This window comes from Alphaproteobacteria bacterium PA2, from assembly GCA_002256425.1.
In the GTDB taxonomy this organism is placed as follows: Bacteria; Pseudomonadota; Alphaproteobacteria; order Caulobacterales; family Caulobacteraceae; genus Phenylobacterium.
Window position 1 is genome coordinate 2,414,025 of the sequence record NKIZ01000001.1, and the last position, 17,414, is coordinate 2,431,438.

Consider the following 17,414-nt stretch of genomic DNA (forward strand, 5'->3'; position numbering starts at 1 on the left):
AGGTTTGGGGTTGCCTGGCGTTATCCGGCGGCCCTCGGGGAGACGAAGATCATGATCGGTCCCTTGATCGACGGTGCGATCAAACGGCGCAAGGTGGTTCTGGGCGTGACCCTGATCGCCGGGCTGTTTGGCCTGTTCGCCTATCTGAACATGCCCCGGGAAGCCCAGCCCGACATCAAGATCCCCTTCGTCAGCGTGGTGGTTCCCTATCCCGGGGTCAGCCCGGAAGACGCCGAACGCCTGCTGGTCAAACCCCTCGAGACCAACCTTCAGAGCATTGAAGGCCTGAAGGAAATGAACGCCGTGGCCCGGCAGGGCATGGCGGTGGTCTCCCTGGAGTTCGAGGCGGACTTCAACCAGGACAAGGTCCTGAGCGACGTTCGGGCCAAGGTCGATCTGGCCAGGGGGCGCTTCCCGCCCGACGCCGAAGAACCCATCATCCAGGAAGCCAACTTCTCCGGCGATCCGGTCATCGGCATCATCCTCTCCGGGCAGGCGCCGGAACGGGAACTGATGCGGGTGACCCGCGACCTGAAGCAGAGGCTGGAGTCCGTGCCAGGGGTGCTTGAGGCCGACCTTTCGGGCGGACGCGAAGAGTTCCTGGAAGTCACCATCGACCCCCTCCGGATGGAGGCCTACAATGTCACGCCCGGCGAGATCTCGCAGACCATAGCCCGCAACAACCAGCTGATTCCTGCAGGCGACATGCTGTCGGGCGGCGGCAAGTTCGCCGTCAAGATTCCTGGCGTTGTCGAAAAGCCCGAAGACATTCTCGCCCTGCCCATCAAGCGCGCCGGCGACCGGCTTATTACAGTCGGCGACATCGGCGATGTCAGGCGGACCTTCAAGGACGCCAGCTTCATCGCCCGCTTCGACGGCCAACCTGCCTATTCGCTGGAAGTTTCCAAGCGTTCCGGGGCCAATATCCTGGATACCGTGAAGCGGATCCGGGAGACCGTGGAAAGCGAAGAGAAGCGATGGCCTTCGACAATCCGCGCCTCCTACACCTTTGATGAGAGCGACTTCATCGGCCGGACCCTTCTGGTGCTGGAGGGAGGGCTGATCTCGGCGGCTATTCTGGTGATGATCATCATCGTCGCCAGCCTGGGGGTCAGGCAGGGCCTGATGGTCGGCCTGGCCATTCCGGCCTGCTTTACCCTGGCCTTCCTCATGCTCAACGCCATGCATGTGACCCTCAACCAGATGGTGATGTTCGGCATGGTGCTGGCGGTCGGCATTCTGGTGGACGGCGGCATTGTGGTTGTGGAGTACGCCGACCGGAAGATGGCCGAAGGCCTCAGCCGGGAAGACGCCTTCGCCGCCGCCGGCAAGCGCATGTTCTGGCCGGTGCTGAACGGCACCCTGACCACCCTGTGCGCCTTCCTGCCCTTCATGTTCTGGAATTCAATCGCCGGGAAGTTCATGAGCTTCCTGCCGCTGACCCTGTTCTTCGTGCTGGGCGCCTCGATCTTCGTCGCCCTGATCTTCACCCCGGCCCTGGGATCCATATTCGCCCGGGAAGCGGCGGTGGACGAAGAGCATCTGGCGGAAATCGAAAAGTCAGAGCGGGGCGATCCCCGCGAAATGGCCGGCTTCATGGGCTGGTACGCCCGGACCATCAGCTATCTTGGCGAGCATCCCTTGCGGGTCATGGCCGGAACCCTGTTTGTCATCGTGGCCGTATTCATGTGGTTCGGAAGCACGAAGCACAGGACCGAATTCTTCCTCGACCAGGACCCTGAATTTGTCGCGGTCTATGTCAAAGGGCGGGGCAACATGTCCGCCCCGACCCAGGACGTTCTGGTTCGGGAGGTCGAAAATCGCCTGGTCGGGATCAAGGGCGTGCAGTCGCTCTATGTCCGCACGGGCTCGGCCAGCCCGGGTGGTGGGCGCAACCAGACCCCCAATGACACCATTGGCCGCATCCAGGTCGAGTTCCTGAAATACGAGGACCGCAAGGCCCTGGGCCTGCGAGGCAAGGACATCGCCACCGAGGTCCGCAAGCGGGTCGCAGACCTGTCCGGATTGCAGGTCGAGGTGCGGGAACCCCAGGGCGGGCCGCCAACAGGCAAGGCCATCCAGGTTCAGTTAAGGGGCCCCGACCCCGCCGCCCTGAACCGCGCCGCCGACCTGATCGAAGCCAAGCTCAAGGCTGACCCCCAGCTGATCGAACTGGAAGACAACCGCACGGCCCCGGGCATTGAATGGTCCCTGGCTGTCGATCGCGAGGCCGCCGGCCGCTACGGCGTCGACGTGGTCTCCGTCGGTCAGGCGATCCAGTACCTCACGGGCGGCGTCCTGGTCGGACGTTTCAGGCCGGACGACGCCGAGGACGAACTGGACATCCGGGTGCGGTTCAAGCCTGAAGGTCGAAACGCCGCCGCATTCCAGAACCTGAAGATCCCGACAGCCCAGGGTCCGGTTCCGCTCAGCTATTTCGTCAAGAGCGTTCCAGCCCAGCAGGTCACCAGCATCCAGCGTCGTGACAGCCAGCGCCTGGTCCTTGTGCAGGCCAACACACTCCCCGGTGTCGCCGCCAATCAGAAGATCGCCGAGTTGAAGCCCTGGCTGGAAAAGGCGGGTCTTGATGACTCGGTCCGGTGGAAGTTCACCGGGGCGGACGAAGAAGGTCAGCAGGCCGTGGTCTTCTTCATGACCGCCATTGCGGCATCCCTGTTCATGATGATGATCATCCTGCTGTGGCAGTTCAACAGCTTCTATGGGGTGGTGGTCACCCTGTCGGCGGTGATCCTGTCGACGGTAGGCGTCCTGCTGGGTGTGCAGGTCAACCTGTTCCACACCTTCGACTACATCTCGGTGATCATGCTGGGCACAGGCGTTGTGGCCCTGGCCGGGGTGGTCGTCGGCCACAACATCGTTCTGGTCGACACCTTCTATCAGCTGAGACAGCAGGGGTTTGAGGCCGATGAAGCCGCCGTGCGGGCGGCAACCCAGCGATTCCGGCCGGTCATGTTGACCACACTGGTGACCGTCGTCGGCCTTCTGCCGCTGATGTTCCAGATCCATCCCGACTTCGGCCGGGCCATCATGGAATATGCCGCACCGGGTTCGGAATGGTGGGTCCAGCTGTCTGCGGCTGTCGTCTGGGGCCTGACCTTCGCCACCCTGCTGACCCTGGTCCTGACCCCGGTCCTGCTGGCGGCGCCCAAGGTCATGGGACGTCGGTTCCGCTGGCTCTACGAGGAACTTCGGGTCGCTTTGGGCCGCCCCAGGAGACCGTCCGGCGGAACCGTCCAGAGCCCCTCTCCTGCTGAGTAAGCTCTAGGCTGTCCGGGTCTGACGACGCCAGAGGGCCGCGTACTCCCCGCCCCTGGCCAGCAGGTCGTCATGAGTTCCGCGCTCGACCACCTTGCCCCGCCGCAGGACCACGATCTGGTCGGCGTCGACAATGGTCGACAGGCGGTGGGCGATGACCAGGGTGGTGCGTCCGGCCCGCACCTTGCGCAGGGTTTGCTGGATGGCCTCCTCCGTGGGACCGTCCAGGGCGCTGGTGGCCTCATCCAGGATCAGGAAACGGGGATTGGCCAGCAGGGCCCGGGCAATGCCAACCCGCTGACGCTCTCCGCCAGACAGCTTCAGGCCACGCTCCCCCACCATGGTGTCCAGGCCCTGGGGCAGGCTGTCGATGAAGGCGCCCAGTTCGGCGGCGTCAGCTGCGAGCCTGACATCGGTCTCGGAGGCCAACGGACGCGCGAAGGCGATATTGGCGCGCAGGGTGTCATTGAACAGGGCCACATCCTGAGGCACCAGGGCGATGGCGCCCCGAAGTTCCGACTGTCGGACCATTTTCAGGTCCAGCCCGTCGATGACCACCCGGCCCGAATTGGGATCCAGCAGACGCAGGGCGAGGCGCACAGCCGTGGTCTTGCCGGCGCCAGAGGGCCCGACAATCGCCGTCGTGGTTCCTGGCGGAATCCCGAAACTGACCCCCTTCAGGCCAGTTGAACGGGCGTCATGCTGGAAGTCGACCTGTTCAAAGGCGATGGCCGCGCCGCGACCGCTTGAGGGCGGCAGGTCTACAGCGTCGGAGGCGTCGACGATGTCCGGCGCCACCGCGGTCAGACTGACCATCTGCTCCATGTCGATGAAGGCCTGGCGGATTTCCCGATAGTTGAAGCCCAGCATGTTGAGGGGAACATAGAGGCTGGTCAGCAGCAGTATGGCGGTCGTGACGTCGCCGATCCGCATGCGTCCCTGGAGGACTTCGATCCCCGCAAGGACCGTCATGATGGCCAGGCCGATATTGAGGATGACCGCCTGAACCGCATTGAGCAGGGACAGCGAGGTGTTGGCCTGGACCGAGGCCTTCACATAGCGCCCCATGGCGTCCTGATAACGCCCCACAGTCCGGCCTTCGGACCCGAAGGTCTTGATGGCTTCGTAGTTGATCATGGAGTCGACGGACAGGCCGGCGGCCTTGCTGTCGGCTTCGTTCAGTTCGCGTCGATGACTGAGCCGCCAGTCGGTGATCCTGAAGGTCAGGATCGTGTAGATGACGATGGTCACCAGGGCGGTGGCGGCGAAGCGCCAGTCCAGTTTCAGGGCCATGACCGCCATGGCCAGGACAAGCTCAACAGCCGTAGGTCCCAGGCTGAAGACCACGCTGCGGATCAGGAAGTCCGTCGAGCGCGATCCCCGGTCAATGATCCGGGCCAGGGTTCCCGTCTGCTTGCTTTGATGGAAGTCCAGGGACAGGCTCAGGGTATGGCCAAAGGCTTCAACTGCGGACTTGGCCATGGTGGCCTGGGACACCGGCGTGAATATGGCCTCCCGGGCGAAGGGAGCACAGGCGGAGAGCAATCTCAGGGCGGCGAAAGCCAGGGCAAGGCCGACGAAGTTTGCGCCAAGCACCGCCCCCGCCTGGGCTCCGGGCGAGAGGGTGTTGATGGCCTCGCCCAGCATGACCGGCGCCCACACACCAGCCAGCTTGCCGGCAAACACCAGGGCCAGGGCCGACGGAATCCGCCAGGTCAGGCCCGGCGCGCCACTGCGCATGACCAGCCGTCCCAGATCGGCCATGGAACTCCAGAAGCTGAACTTCACCCCGGCAGGCGCTACAGCTCCGGGCATGCGGCCGGAAGCATGATGGAAACTCATTTGGCCGGGATCTCCTGGCCGTAGACCCAGGTTGTCTGTTCTCCCCCGCCCGGGGTCATCCAGTCCACCCTCAGGTGAGGCCCGACCATGGCCGCGCGGTAGGGGCCAGACGTGAGCGCACTGGCGCGGCTGGCGTCGATAGTCATCGCCACATCAATGGCTTCGCCAAATACCTTCAGGCTGTGCCGTCCGGGATTGACCGGTCCGGTAAGGGCCAGGACAAAGCGTCCCCCGGCGTCTGTACGCCCCTCACCCAGCTTGTCGCCATCAACCCTGATGCTGATCCGGGTTCCGGGGGGACCAAATCCCGACACGACAGCCCCGCCCTGCCGATCGATGTCGAAGGCCGTCACCCGGGATGGCTCTGGTTGGGACAGGACCAGGGCGCCGGCGCCGGCCCGCAGGACGACCCCCAGGCCATCAGGCGTCACAAGCAGATATCCCGACGACTGAAGGGTGCGGCCAGCCGTCACCTCTGACACGCCATAGAGCTGGGCCTGCCCTGAAGCTGGCGTGTTGATGACCCATCTGCCGCTGGCGTTGGCAGTGGCCTGGCCAGCAGGTCCATCCGGCCTCGCCAGCCGCACCACCGCTCCAGCCGTGGAAGCGCCGAAAATTTCCACCTGGCCAGCCACGATACGAACGGACGTCACTTGCGGGGGCGCCTGATAGTCAACCTCCGCATTCCCCTTGGCCGCTGGCGTCGGTGCGCCGGCCGGGGCCCGACTGCAGGCCGACAGGGCGCAGCAGGCCAGGATGGCAAGAATTTCGAAGGAACGTTGCTTAGGGCGCACGGTTTGGTCGAAACTCCGGGAACGTGAGTCTTGTGGCGGCGAGGCTTCCATCTTCATAGACCATTTTGCGGAGCATCCCATGGGCCATTCCCCCGAGTCCATTTCCTCGGTCTGCGTCTTCTGCGGCGCCTCCAATGACGCTGATCCCGCCCTGCTGGAGGCCGCCGCCCAACTGGGACGCGATCTGGCGGCGGCGAAGCTGAAACTGATCTATGGCGGCGGCGGGGTTGGACTGATGGGCGCCTGCGCCCTGGCAGCCCATCAGGCTGGCGGCGATGTGCTGGGCATCATTCCTCATTTCCTGAAGGTCCGGGAACAGCGCCTGGATGTGGTGGAGACCATCGTCGTGGACTCCATGCACGAGCGGAAGATCCAGTTGTTCGACCGGTCCGACGCCTTTGTGGTGCTGCCAGGCGGGATTGGCACCCTGGAAGAGATCGTCGAGCTGCTGTCCTGGCGGCGCCTGGACCTGCATGCCAAGCCGGTGGTCTTCTACAATGTGGATGGCTTCTGGGAGCCGCTCTTCGCCCTCTTCCAGCACACGGTGGACGCAAGGCTGACCCCGCCGGAATTCATGCAGAGCTGGTCGAGCGCAACCACGGTGGCGGAGATCCTGCCGGCCCTCTACGCCGCCCTGCCCGTGCCGGATGGAGATCCAGCAATCACCAGCAAGGCCTAGCTGACCATGTCCCGGAAGCCGTTGACGATGGGATAGCGGCGATCACGGCCAAAGGCCCTGGGGCCGATCTTGACGCCCGGCGCAGCCTGCCGCCGCTTGTATTCGGAATTGTAGAGCAGGCGCTGGACGCGCTCGACCGTTTCCGGCGCATGGCCCCGGGCGACGATCTCGTCCAGTGTCGCTTCCTCTTCCACCAGCCCGTGCAGGATGGCGTCCAGTTCGGCGTATTCCGGCAGGCTGTCCTGGTCCTTCTGGTCGGGCCGCAGCTCGGCGGAAGGCGCCTTGGTCAGGATGCGCTGAGGGATTGGATCATCGGCGACGCCGAAGGGATTATTGGCGTTGCGCCATTCACAGACCCCGTAGACGTCGGTCTTGTAGATGTCCTTCAGGACGTTATAGCCGCCGCACATGTCGCCATAGAGGGTAGCGTAACCCACCGCCATCTCGCTCTTGTTGCCAGTGGTCAGCAGCATGTAGCCAAGCTTGTTGGACAGGGCCATCAACGACAGGCCCCGGGTTCGGGCCTGGATGTTCTCTTCGGTCAGGTCAGGCGCCCTGTTTCCAAAATGTGGATTGAGCATTTCGGCGAAGGCGTCGACCGCAGGGGAGATCGGGATCTCGTCCAGCCGCACGCCGAGCCGACGGGCGCAGCCTTCAGCGTCCTCGAGACTGTCGCGGCTGGTGTATTTCGACGGCAGCATGAAACAGCGGACCCGATCAGGGCCAAGGGCGTCAGCAGCGACCACAGCAACAATAGCCGAGTCCACGCCACCGGACAGGCCCAGCAGCACGCCCGGGAAGCCGGACTTGTTCACATAGTCCCGCAGTCCCAGCACCATGGCGTGATAGACCTCGCCATAGCCCGTCAGCCAGTCGGCCATGGGCGCGCCGGCCAGGGTCCAGCCGTCCGAACCCCGGGTCCAGGTGGTCAGGGCCAGGGCCTCTTCGAACATAGGCAGGCGCATGACCGTCTCGCCCTGGGCGGAAACAGCGAAGGATCCGCCGTCGAAGACCAGTTCGTCCTGACCGCCCACCTGATTGACGTAGAGCAGCGGCAGGCCGGTCTCGGCGACCCTGGCCAATGCGACCTTCATCCGCTCATCATCGGCTGTTCGCCGGTAGGGCGAGCCATTGGGAACCACGAGGATTTCAGCGCCCTGCGCCTTGAGGTCCGCGCAGACCCCCTGCCCCCAGATGTCCTCACAGATCGGCGTTCCGAGGCGGACGCCCTTCCATGTGAAGACGCTGGGCCCCTCGCCGGGCTCGAAGACCCTCTTTTCGTCAAAGACGCCGTAGTTGGGCAGGTCGCACTTGAAGGCCAGCCCCCTCACCTCACCGCCGGCCAGGAAGGCCAGGGCGTTGCGGGGTCTGCGGCCGGGCGCCTCTGCGGGCCAGATCACGCCGATCAGGACCGCGAAGTCATCGTCCGTCTCAAGGGCCAACCGCTCGACGGCGGCCTTGCCGGCGCCCCAGAAGGCGGGCTTCAGGGACAGGTCTTCAGGCGGATAGCCATTGAGGAACAGTTCGGAAAATACCGCCAGATCGGCGCCAGCGGCTCTGGCCTGGGCCATGCGCTCCCGGGCGATGGCTTCGTTTTTGGCGATGGCGCCCAGGGTCGGGTTGGCCTGGATGGCGGCGATGACAAGACGGTCGGTCATATGTGGTGTGTAACCTCGCCTAAACCCGCTCGCCAGAGGCAATAGGCGTCCGGGCGGCGAACCAGGGGCGCAGGCGCGAAAGGGCTTCCCGGACCTGATCCGTTGAGACCGCAAAACTCAGGCGGATGAATTTGTGGCCCTCGACCGGATCGAAGTCGACACCGGGCGCCGTGGCGACCCCCGTCTCTTCCAGCAATTGGCGGCAGAAGCTCATGCTGTCGTCCGTCAGATGACCCACATCGGCATAGACATAAAAGGCGCCGTCCGGCGGTGCGATGGCGGCAAGACCCAGGCTCGGCAGGGCTTCCAGCACCAGGGCGCGATTCGCGCGATAGACCGCCACGTGGCCTTCCAGCTCTTCGCGGCAATCCATGGCCACCAGACCGGCGTGCTGGCTCAGGGAGGGTGGTGTCAGGAACAGGTTGGTCATGAAGGCCCGGGTGCGCTCCACAAGGTCCAGAGGCGAGATCACCCAGCCAAGACGCCAGGCCACCATGCTGAAATACTTGGAGAAACTGTTGACCACAAAGGCGCCGGGTTCGAACTCCAGAATGGAGTGGGCCCGCTCTCCATAGCTGAGGCCATGGTAGATCTCGTCGGAGACAATCGCGATATTCCGCGCCCGGCAGACTTCGGCTATGCCGGCCAGCTCATCACGGGGAATGATGGTGCCGGTGGGGTTTGCGGGGCTGGCTATGATGACCCCGGCAGGCGCAGGATCCAGGGCTGCAAGGTGTGCGGCGCTCAGCTGAAAGCGATCTTCCGGGCCACAGGGGATTTCCTGAGGTTCCAGATTCAAGGCCTTGATTGTATTGCGATAAGCCACATAGCCTGGCCTTGCCAAGGCGATGCGATCGCCCGCCGAGAACCGGGCGGACAGGGCCAGGACCAGGGCCGGAGAAGCGCCGCAGGTCAGGATCACCTGCCGGGCGTCAAGGCTGACTCCATAGGTCTCGGCATAGTGCCGGACGATCCGCTGCTTCAGGGGCTGGCTTTCCCAATAGCCCATGGGATCGGCGTCCAGCACCCGATGGGCTTCGGCTATGGCCGCGGCCGGCGCGCCCGTAGACGGCTGGCCGAATTCCATGTGCAGGATTGAGCGGCCTTCGGCCTTCAGCTTGTGCGCCAGACCACTGATGGCCACCGCGTGAAACGGATCAATCTCGACCGCCATGATCCCTCGCCAAGTCGGGCGCACTTCGCCCTCGTCGGGGGTTTAGACGGCTTCGTTCCGGTCGGCTACATCGGTGCGCCAGATCGGGGCTCAGTCGTCCCGGTGAATGCGCTCCCGACGCTCGTGACGCTCCTGGGCTTCGACGCTCAGGGTGGCGATGGGGCGGGCGTCAAGACGACCGACGCCGATGGGTTCGCCGGTATCTTCGCAATAGCCGTAGGAGCCATCCTCGATTCGACGCAGGGCTTCATCGATCTTGGAGATCAGCTTGCGCTGACGATCCCGGGTGCGGAGCTCGAGGGACCGGTCAGCCTCTGAGGTCGCACGGTCGGCCAGGTCAGGATGATTTTCCGTTTCAGCCTGCAGATGGACGAGGGTTTCCCGGGACTCCCGCAGGATTTCCTCTTTCCAAATCAACAGCTTCTGCTTGAAGTACTCACGCTGCCGTTCGTTCATGAACGGCTCGTCGTCCGAAGGACGATAATCCGGCTTGTCCGCCAACGCCGAAGCATCAGTCATTTACGCCTTACGTTCCCTTCGGAACGCCCCCTAGACTTCGGGACGGCTTATATCAAAATGGGTAGCGGCCGCAACGGACCTTGCGTCAAGCGCGAACCTTGCTCGCCGCACTCGCGTATTCCAGCTTGGCCAGCTCGACGGCGGCGCGGGTTTCGATCTCGTTGAGGATCTCTTCCAGCTTGGGATCTTCGGTCTCTTCCCGCTGATCCCTGATGGCCTGCTGGAGGCGGCCAAGGCTGTCCAGGGTGGGCTCGCCGGACAGCAGCTGCAGCTTCATCTCATCAAGGGCGTCCAGCATGCGCGCGGCGCGCCTGACGGCCTTGCGCTTGCGCTCGGTAGGGCTGCCGACATCCTGGAGAGCCAGCAGGGCGCCGACATTCATCACCGGCGACAGTGAGCTGACGCTGGCTGCAGCCGGGGCGGTGCTGGCGCCCCCGACAGTCGGCAGCGAAAATCCCTGCCCGCCGCCGGCTCCACGGGCCTTGCCGGCTCCGGTGGCGGCCCCGGCGCCGCTGGTATTGGTGACCTTCATGGAGGCGAAAAACTCTCGAACTGAACTCTGCGACTCACCTTCGCCTCCGCCGCCTTATGGCATGGTTAATGCCGGGCAAAATCTGCCCGCGCGGCGAATTCGCCTTGTGGAGGATTTGCCCTCTCGCTGATTTGATTGGCTTTTCCCGGGCGACCCAACTGGCACGCCCTTCGCAACGCGTTTGCGGATTCCGTTTCTTCGGACGACCGGGGCTGCATGCGTCGATTTTCAGGTTTCGTTTTTGGTCTGTGTTTTCTGGTGGCCAGCGCCATGGCCAGCCCATGTCTCGCCAAGTCCCGCATCAAGGACATTGTCGAGTTCGAGGGCGTCCGGAACAACATGCTGGTGGGCTACGGCCTGGTGGTCGGCCTGAACGGGTCCGGCGACTCCCTGCGCAACGCCCCGTTCACCAAGCAGAGCCTCGAAGCCATGCTGGAGCGCCTGGGGGTCAATACCCGGGACGCCAACCTGAACACCAAGAACGTCGCCGCCGTCATGGTCACGGCCAGCCTGCCGGCCTTTGTCGCCACGGGCGCCCCCATTGACGCCACGGTTTCTGCCCTTGGCGACGCCAAGAGCCTCCAGGGCGGCACCTTGCTGGTCACGCCGCTTCTTGGCGCAGATGGCCAGGCCTACGCGGTCGCCCAGGGTACGGTGCAGACCGGATCGGTTTCAGCCGGAGGCGCTTCGGGCAGTTCTGTTTCCAAGGGCGTGCCCACCGCTGGCCGCATCGCCTCGGGCGCCATTGTCGAACGCGAGATCGGCTTTCAGCTGGCGACCATGGGGCAGATGCGCATGACCCTGCGCAATCCCGATTTCACTACGGCCTCGCGCATCGCCAATGTGATCAACACCAACTTCCCCGGCTGCGCCCGGGCCGACAACCCGACCATTGTCACCATCCAGCCCCCTGCCGGACAGGACATGGTCCGCTTCCTGTCCCAGGTGGAAAACCTCTCGGTCGAGACCGACGAGCCCGCCAAGGTGGTCATAGATGAAGTGGCCGGCGTCATCGTCATGGGCGAGAACGTCCGGATTTCCACCGTAGCCATCGCTCAGGGCAATCTGACCATCCGCGTCCAGGAAAACCCCGGCGTCAGCCAGCCCGCGCCGTTCAGTCAGGGCCAGACAGCGGGCGTTCCCCAGACCCAGATCTCGGTCGACGAGGAAAAGGGCAAGCAGCTGATCACCCTGAAGAGCGGGACCTCGCTTTCAACCCTGATTTCCGGCCTCAACTCCCTGGGGGTCACCCCGCGGGACATGATCTCCATCCTGCAGGCCATCAAGGCGGCGGGCGCCCTCCAGGCCGAAATACAGGTGATGTGATGGCTGACCTCGCCTTCGTCCCCCCTGCCCTCCTGACCAGCAAGACCCCCGTCGCGCCGACCTTCGCCGGCGGAGTTACCGAGAGCATCAAGCGCGCCCAGATCGCCAGGTCCGCCAGGGAATTCGAAGCCTCTTTCCTGTCGGTGATGATGGGGCAGATGTTCCAGGGCGACAGCCTCAAGGGGCCGTTCACCGGCGGCGCCGGAGAAGACGCCTTCAAGTCCTTCATGAGCGACGCCATGGCAAAGCAGGTCGTCAGCTCCGGCGGCATAGGCATGACCGCCATCGTCCAGAGAGAAATGCTGAAGCTTCAGGGCCTCAGCGAGGAGCCCACCCAATGACCTTGTCCGCCACAGATTCAACCGACCGCGTCGAACAACTGATCGCCCTGACAGACCGCCTGACCGAGCTGATCGCCCTGGAAGCCCAGGCCTTCGAACAGCATCGCCCCCAGGACGCCGCGGCGCAGATCGACGAAGTCTCGAAGCTGGCCAATATCTATCGCCACGAGTCCACCAGGGTCCGGGCAAATCCTGAGCTGATCGCTTCGGCGCCCCTGGCCCAGCGCACCCGACTGACCCGGTCTACTGAGGCCTTTGACGCGGTCCTGGCCCGCCAGAGCCGCGCCCTTTCAGCCGCCAAGACGGTCACCGAAGGTCTGGTCCGCGCCATTGCCGACGAAGTCGCCGTCCAGCGCACCAATGCCTCCAGCTATGGCCCCGGCGCAACGACCACCAAGGCCGGACAGGCCACCGCCATCACCCTGAACAAGCGCGCCTGACAGGGCCTTCAGAATTTAAACACTTGTTCGACGACACATCCTCGTCCTAATTTGTCCCGTCGCCGGGCTTTTCCGGCGTCGCGCGTTCTCAGGGCGGGGTGAAAGTCCCCACCGGCGGTAAAGGCGGAGCTGCAAGGCGAAGCACGAGCCCGCGGGCGCTCTCCAGACCTCTGGTCCGGGGAGGCAGCAGACACCGGTTGGATCCCGGGGCCGACGGTTAGAGTCCGGTTATGAGAACCACTGGATGACGACGCCTTCTGTTTTCAGGGGGAGTCTGTCGACTGGTGTCTCCCTGAGTCGTGGTTCCTCAATGGGAGATGACCATGACCCAAGCTGCAATCGCACAAATCTCAGAATACCGCACCGCCAACGGCGCCTATCGCCCGGCCCGGATCGCCTTTGTCCAGGCCGGCTGGCATCACGACATCGTCGACAAGGCCCGGGAGGGCTTCATCGCCGAAATGGAGAAGCTGGGCTTCCCGGCCAACGCCGTCGACGTCTTCCAGACGCCAGGCGCCTTCGAGATCCCCCTCCACGCCCAGACCCTGGCCCGCACCGCCAAATACGCCGCCGTGGTCGCTGCCGCCTTTGTGGTGGATGGCGGAATCTATCGCCATGAATTCGTCGCCGAGACCGTGGTGAACGGCCTGATGAAGGTGCAACTGGATACCGAGATCCCGGTGTTCTCCGTGGTGCTCACGCCTCACCACTTCCAGGAAACGCCCGCCCACCAGGAGTTTTTCCAGGCCCACTTCGTCAAGAAGGGCGCCGAGGCGGCCAGGGCCTGCACCCAGACCCTGGAGAGCCTGCATCGTCTGACGGGCAATGCCGGATGAGTACAGACACCATCCCGGACACCTTCGCCCGACACTACCGGCAAAGCCCCCTCACCGACCCCTGGGAGCCGCTCTACAGCCGCAAGGATGACCGCAAGGTCGTCCTGGCCCTGCGAGCCGAGGCGGCGCACACCAACAGCCGCGGCTTTGTCCACGGCGGCCTGATCTCCGCCCTGGCCGACAACGCCATGGGCCTGTCCTGCGGTCAGGCCAGCGCTGGCGAAACCAGCTATATCACGGTCAATCTCAGCGTCGACTTTCTGGGAACCGCCAGGATCGGCCAGTGGCTGGAATTCGACACGGTCTATGTGAAGACCGGATCAACCCTCAGCTTCGCCCAGGCCTTCATCACGGCCGACGGCGAGGTCTGCGCCAGGGCCAATGCAGTCTTCCGGGCTGTGAAACGCCCGACTTGACGACATCGGGGCGGATCTTGCGGTCCGCCCCGATACCCACACTTGCCTCGAGCCTCTTTGGCTGTGACCTTGGCGGCCTCGTTCCAAGGAAGCCGTCATGCGCCGTTTCGCCCTGCCCCTCGCCCTTCTCCTGGCATCCGCCGCGCCGCAAGCCCTTGCAGCCAAGGCCAATCCCCTGCCGGCCTGGGCCATTGCGCACCGCGACGCCATCGTGGTGGACACCCACTTTGACACCCCGGCCAATTTCCACGTGCCGGGCTGGGACATGCTCGACCGGCACTCGGTCGCAGCCGATGGCAGCCAGGTCGACTATCCCCGCATGGTGGAGGGCGGCGTTGATGGCGGGTTCTTCGCGATCTTCACGGCCCAGGGCGCCCGGGGCGCAGAAGCGAATGCAAAGGCCCGGGACTTCGCCCTGGTCAGGGCCACCGAAATCCACGAGATGGTCGCAAGGAATAATACCCGCTTCGCCATCGCCCTGACCGCGGACGACGCCCGGAAGATCCTCGACCAGAAGAAGAAGTTCGTCTTCCTCAGTATGGAAAACGGCTCGCCCGTAGCCGGCGAAATCAGCCTGATGAGCGCTTTTTACGCCCTGGGCGTCCGGATGATGGGGCCGGTCCACTTCATGAACAATGATCTGGCGGACTCGGCCACCGACAAGCCCGAATGGGGCGGCCTGTCACCGGCCGGAAAGGCCTTTGTCGCCGAAGCCAACCGCCTGGGCATAGTGCTCGACGCCAGCCATGCCTCCGATCAGGTGCTGGACCAGATGCTGGTCCTGTCGAAGGCGCCAATCATCCTGTCCCACTCAGGCAGCAAGGCGGTCTTTGATCACCCACGCAATATTGACGACAACCGCCTGCGCGCCCTGGCGGCCAAGGGCGGGGTCATCCAGATCAATGCCTTCTCCAACTACATGGTCCCGACGCCGAAGATTCCCGAGCGTGAAGCCGCCCTCGCTGCGCTCATGAAATCCATCGGCATGACCGGCCGCGACATGAGCCCGGCCCAGCGCAAGGCCTTCCTGAAGGGCAAGGCGGCCATTGACGCCAAATGGCCCGTGCCCCGGGCCAATCTGGACGACTACATGAAGCACATGCTGCACGCCATCGAGGTGGCTGGCATCGATCACGTGGGCGTTTCCGGCGACTTTGACGGCGGCGGCGGCGTCGACGGCATGAACGAGGTCACCGACTATCCCGCCATCACCCAGCGCCTGATGGCTGCGGGCTACACCAAGGCGGACGTGGCCAAGATCTGGGGCGGCAACGCCCTGCGGGTCCTGCGCGCCGCCGAAGCCGCCAAGGGGAAGTAGCCCATGACCTATGAACACCTGGACATCGTCATAGAGGACGAGGTGGCCTGGGCCACCATGAACCGCCCCGACCGGCTGAACGCCCTGAACCCGAAGCTGGTGGACGAGCTCCGCGACTTCTTCGTCGGACTTTACTGGCGGCGGGATGTCCGGGTGGTGGTCCTGCGGGGCGCCGGGCGCGCCTTCTGCGCGGGCCTCGATCTCAAGGACCGATCAGGTTCCAACGCCGAGCGCACGGTGGGCGAGAGCCTGACGGGGCAGCGCAGGATCAGCGAGATCGTCATGGCCATGCGTCGCTGTCCCCAGCCGATCATCGCCTGTGTTGACGGTGCGGCCAGCGGCGGCGGCTTCGCCCTGGCCCTGGCCAGCGATGTGCGGATCGCCACCCCAACCCTGAAAATGAACGCCGCCTTCATCCGGATCGGCCTGTCGGCCTGCGATATTGGTGTGAGCTATTTCCTGCCCCGCATGGTCGGCAGTTCGGTAGCGGCGGAATACATGCTGACCGGCCGGTTCATGGGCGCTGACCGCGCTTACCAGCTGGGTCTGATCAGCCGCATTGTCGAGTCAAACGGCCTTGAGGCCGAAGCGCGGGCCTTCGCGGCCGACATGCTGCACGCGACGCCCCTGGGCCTGCGCCTGACCAAGGAGGCCCTGAACCACGCCATTGACGCCAATGGCCTTGAAGCCGCCATCGCCATGGAGGACCGCAACCAGATCCTCTGCGTCCAGGACGGGGACTTCGGGGAAGGCGTCAGGGCCTTTCTGGAAAAGCGGGCGCCCGACTACCGGAAAGGCTGAGCCCTTCCGGCAGCCGGGCCGCCGGATCAGGATTCCATTTCTTCGCGGATCGTCTTCCTGGCCATCCAGAACAGGAGGAAGGCGAGGATCCCGAAGCAGGTCGAGATCATCAGGGCCCAACGCACGCCCTGGGCTGATCCCAGTCCCACCCCGTTGGCCATGATGTCGGAAATCACCCCGACAACCGTGGGGCCAAGACCAAGGCCGATCAGGTTGATGACGAAGAGCAGGATGGCCGAAGTGGTCGCACGCATGTGCGGCGGCACAATGGACTGGCCGATGGCGTAGACCGGACCATACCAGAGCGAACCCAGCAGGCCGTTGATCACCAGAATGCAGAGTGCGACCGACGCTGAGGGCACGCTCACGGCAAAAATGTAGATCGGAACAGCCAGTAGCGAGGCAATGGCCGGAACGACCACATAGCCGCGCAGATCCGACTTGGCGAAACGGTCTGCGACCTGTCCGCCCGCCCAGGACGAAATGATGCCGGCTGTCCCGCCCATGAGGCCAAGAGCCAGGCCCAGGAACCCGACGGACTTGAGGTCGAACATGGCGGCCAGCCTGGCGACTTCCTCGGTATGAACACGCAGGAAGAACGACGCGGTGAAAGGCGCGTGGCCATAGCCAATGAAGGCCTTGATCGCCGCACCAACGGCGATCAGCCAGAAGGTCTTCTTCTTCAGCAGATAGGCCAGGGTTTCCGGGAAGGTGGCTTGATTGGCGACGATCCGGGCGCTGTCTTCAGCCAGCTTCTTCCGGGGCTCCTTCAGGGTGAAGATGCACAGGACCGCGAAGAGCAGACCGGGCGCGCCGGCGACGAGAAAGGCCGTCCTCCAGCCATAGGCGTCGGCGATCAGTCCGCCGAGCACCAGGCCCAGCAAGCCGCCCAGGGGCGTGCCCATGGAATAGAAGGCCAGGGCCGAGGCGCGCTTTTCCTTGGGGACATAGTCGGCGATCAGGGAGTGGGCCGGGGGTGTACATCCCGCCTCCCCCACACCGACCCCGATCCGGCAGAGGACCAGCTGCAGGAAACTGGTGGCTGCGCCGGACAAGGCGGTGAAACCTGACCAGACCGCCACTGAGGTTCCGATAATGAACGGCCGGTTCTTGCGCTCGGCCAGCTGCGCCAGGGGAATGCCCAGGAATGTGTAGAAGAGCGCGAAGGCCAGACCGCTCATCATGCCCAGTTGCCAGTCGGCCAGATGCAGCTCGTCCTTGATCGGCTCGGCCAGGATGTTGATCACCGAACGATCAAGGAAGTTGACCGTATAGATCCCCAGCAGGAGCAGCATGGCATAGCGGGTGTAACCTGCCGAATATGGTGCGGCCGTGACACTCGCGGTCGCCGGCGGCGAAACGGGATCCGTCGACGGCGAAGCGGTCTCAGTCATGGTCTCCTCCCAGAGCCTTGTTTTTTTATCATGAACACATGGTGGCGGACTTGAAGAAGTCCAGAGGC

At 64.3% G+C, this 17,414-nt stretch carries 16 protein-coding genes and 1 riboswitch; of the genes, 9 read left to right on the top strand and 7 right to left on the bottom strand.

Annotated elements, in window-relative coordinates; translation table 11 throughout:
* Positions 1 to 51 precede the first annotated feature (51 nt).
* Positions 52 to 3,279 (top strand): transporter, encoded by a 3,228-nt coding sequence (locus CFE28_11595; GenBank protein OYU70573.1) that lies wholly within the window; start codon positions 52 to 54, stop codon positions 3,277 to 3,279.
* A gap of 3 nt (positions 3,280 to 3,282) precedes the next feature.
* Here the strand turns inward: CFE28_11595 and CFE28_11600 are convergent, their stop codons facing one another.
* Positions 3,283 to 5,118, bottom strand: a complete 1,836-nt coding sequence (locus CFE28_11600; GenBank protein OYU70574.1) for a metal ABC transporter permease — start codon at positions 5,116 to 5,118, stop codon at positions 3,283 to 3,285.
* Positions 5,115 to 5,969, bottom strand: coding sequence for a hypothetical protein (locus tag CFE28_11605; GenBank protein ID OYU70575.1), 855 nt, complete (start codon positions 5,967 to 5,969; stop codon positions 5,115 to 5,117). The genes CFE28_11600 and CFE28_11605 overlap by 4 nt, the downstream gene beginning before the upstream one ends.
* Positions 5,970 to 5,991: 22 nt before the next feature.
* On the opposite strand from CFE28_11605, the gene CFE28_11610 reads away from it, so the two are divergent.
* Complete coding sequence (locus tag CFE28_11610; protein ID OYU70576.1) at positions 5,992 to 6,591, top strand: Rossman fold protein, TIGR00730 family; 600 nt, start codon at positions 5,992 to 5,994, stop codon at positions 6,589 to 6,591.
* Here CFE28_11610 and CFE28_11615 read toward each other — a convergent pair.
* The 4 genes from CFE28_11615 to CFE28_11630 form a co-directional block, all read right to left on the bottom strand.
* Positions 6,588 to 8,249: an NAD+ synthase gene (locus CFE28_11615; GenBank protein ID OYU70577.1), complete on the bottom strand. Its 1,662-nt coding sequence runs from the start codon at positions 8,247 to 8,249 to the stop codon at positions 6,588 to 6,590. The genes CFE28_11610 and CFE28_11615 overlap by 4 nt on opposite strands.
* A gap of 19 nt (positions 8,250 to 8,268) precedes the next feature.
* On the bottom strand, positions 8,269 to 9,423 hold the full coding sequence (locus CFE28_11620; GenBank protein OYU70578.1) for an aminotransferase: 1,155 nt from the start codon (positions 9,421 to 9,423) through the stop codon (positions 8,269 to 8,271).
* A gap of 90 nt (positions 9,424 to 9,513) precedes the next feature.
* Entirely contained in the window at positions 9,514 to 9,942 is a 429-nt protein-coding gene (gene dksA, locus CFE28_11625) for an RNA polymerase-binding protein DksA (protein ID OYU70579.1), read from the bottom strand.
* An 85-nt stretch (positions 9,943 to 10,027) separates the two neighbouring features.
* Positions 10,028 to 10,474: a flagellar assembly protein FliX gene (locus CFE28_11630; protein ID OYU70580.1), complete on the bottom strand. Its 447-nt coding sequence runs from the start codon at positions 10,472 to 10,474 to the stop codon at positions 10,028 to 10,030.
* 216 nt (positions 10,475 to 10,690) lie between these two features.
* Here CFE28_11630 and flgI point away from each other — a divergent pair, with 216 nt between their 5' ends.
* The 7 genes from flgI to CFE28_11665 all read left to right on the top strand — a co-directional run bounded on the left by flgI (position 10,691) and on the right by CFE28_11665 (position 15,952).
* Positions 10,691 to 11,800 carry a flagellar biosynthesis protein FlgA gene (flgI, locus tag CFE28_11635; protein OYU70581.1) on the top strand — a complete coding sequence of 370 codons (1,110 nt, stop codon included), beginning with the start codon at positions 10,691 to 10,693 and terminating at the stop codon, positions 11,798 to 11,800.
* On the top strand, positions 11,800 to 12,141 hold the full coding sequence (locus CFE28_11640; protein OYU71686.1) for a chemotaxis protein chel: 342 nt from the start codon (positions 11,800 to 11,802) through the stop codon (positions 12,139 to 12,141). Before flgI ends, CFE28_11640 begins: the two co-directional genes overlap by 1 nt.
* Entirely contained in the window at positions 12,138 to 12,581 is a 444-nt protein-coding gene (locus tag CFE28_11645; protein OYU70582.1) for a flagellar basal body protein, read from the top strand. Before CFE28_11640 ends, CFE28_11645 begins: the two co-directional genes overlap by 4 nt.
* An 80-nt stretch (positions 12,582 to 12,661) precedes the next feature.
* Positions 12,662 to 12,823: riboswitch (FMN riboswitch) on the top strand.
* Between the two features lie 81 nt (positions 12,824 to 12,904).
* Positions 12,905 to 13,417: a riboflavin synthase subunit beta gene (locus CFE28_11650; GenBank protein ID OYU71687.1), complete on the top strand. Its 513-nt coding sequence runs from the start codon at positions 12,905 to 12,907 to the stop codon at positions 13,415 to 13,417.
* Positions 13,414 to 13,833, top strand: a complete 420-nt coding sequence (locus CFE28_11655; protein ID OYU70583.1) for a thioesterase — start codon at positions 13,414 to 13,416, stop codon at positions 13,831 to 13,833. The genes CFE28_11650 and CFE28_11655 overlap by 4 nt, the downstream gene beginning before the upstream one ends.
* Before the next feature lie 97 nt (positions 13,834 to 13,930).
* On the top strand, positions 13,931 to 15,151 hold the full coding sequence (locus tag CFE28_11660; protein OYU70584.1) for a peptidase M19: 1,221 nt from the start codon (positions 13,931 to 13,933) through the stop codon (positions 15,149 to 15,151).
* Between the two features lie 3 nt (positions 15,152 to 15,154).
* Positions 15,155 to 15,952 carry an enoyl-CoA hydratase gene (locus tag CFE28_11665; protein OYU70585.1) on the top strand — a complete coding sequence of 266 codons (798 nt, stop codon included), beginning with the start codon at positions 15,155 to 15,157 and terminating at the stop codon, positions 15,950 to 15,952.
* A 26-nt stretch (positions 15,953 to 15,978) separates the two neighbouring features.
* Here CFE28_11665 and CFE28_11670 read toward each other — a convergent pair whose 3' ends face one another.
* The gene (locus CFE28_11670) at positions 15,979 to 17,346 is read right to left on the bottom strand and encodes an MFS transporter (protein OYU70586.1); all 1,368 of its coding nucleotides are present in this window, start codon (positions 17,344 to 17,346) and stop codon (positions 15,979 to 15,981) included.
* Positions 17,347 to 17,414 lie beyond the last annotated feature (68 nt).